Source organism: Hymenobacter glaciei (assembly GCF_039539585.1).
In the GTDB taxonomy this organism is placed as follows: domain Bacteria; phylum Bacteroidota; class Bacteroidia; order Cytophagales; family Hymenobacteraceae; genus Hymenobacter; species Hymenobacter glaciei.
This window is the reverse complement of sequence record NZ_BAABDK010000046.1, coordinates 1-886: the sequence shown is the minus strand read 5'-3', so window position 1 is coordinate 886 and position 886 is coordinate 1. Positions and strand designations below refer to the sequence as shown.

The 886-nt window shown below is 68.5% G+C and carries 2 protein-coding genes; both read right to left on the bottom strand.

The features are described from left to right. A partial coding sequence (locus tag ABD837_RS24925; RefSeq protein ID WP_345060078.1) for an IS630 family transposase occupies positions 1–519 on the bottom strand: 519 nt, incomplete at its 3' end. Then, positions 516–886, bottom strand: a 371-nt coding sequence (locus ABD837_RS24920; protein ID WP_345060074.1) for a helix-turn-helix domain-containing protein, incomplete at its 5' end; no start/stop codon positions are given. The genes ABD837_RS24925 and ABD837_RS24920, both read right to left, overlap by 4 nt.

The window sequence follows — 886 nt, the reverse complement described above, 5'->3', positions numbered from 1 at the left end:
TTCGCTTATCCAGTCGAGCGCGGCCCGCACGGCGGCTGTCAGGGCCTCGCGGGTGCGGGCCTGGGCCGTGCGCAGGAAGGTTTTGAGCTTGCTAAAGGCCAATTCAACCGGCGTAAAGTCGGGCGAATAAGGCGGCAAAAAGAGCAGGCGGGCGCCGCGCTTTTCCACCAGTTCGGCCAGGCCCGGGGCCTTGTGCACGCGCAGGTTGTCGAGCACGACCACGTCGCCGGGCACGAGCGTAGGGCCAAGCACCTGGTCGAGGTAGACGGCAAAGGCCGCCGCGTTGACGGCGCCGTCGAGTTCCATCACTGCCTCAACGCCCTGGGTCGTGAGGGCGGCAATGACCGTTATGTTGGGCCCGCTGTGCAACGGCACCGGCTGGTCCACGCGCTGGCCACCCGGGGCGCGGCCAAAGCGGCGGGTGTAGGTCAGGTTGACGCTGGTTTCGTCCACGAACTTGAAGCGGGCCGTGTCCTGGTCCGGCAGCGCTTCGAGAAAGTCCCGGCGCAGGGCCTTCACCCGTTCGGTGTCGCGCTCGGCGGCGTGGACACTCTTTTTTTGCGCCGCAAATCCAACGCCTGCAAGCCCTGCCAGAGCGTGGTGCGCCCTACCGCGGGTCCGCCGCTGGCCGCCAAGAGCACGCGCAATTCGTCAAGCGTCGCGTCGGGCTGCTGGGCCACGCAGGCGGCCAGTTGAGTGCGGGCGGCTTCGTCGAGCAGCGGGGACGGGCCGCCCCGGTGGGGCAGAGCGGCCAGCGAGCCACTCGTGCGCTGGCGCTGGCGCAGCTTGTTGACGAACGAGAGCGACACGCTAAACCGGGCAGCCACCTGGCCAAGTGAGCTGTCCCCCGACGCACAGGCCGCCGCTATCCGTTCGCGTAAATCGG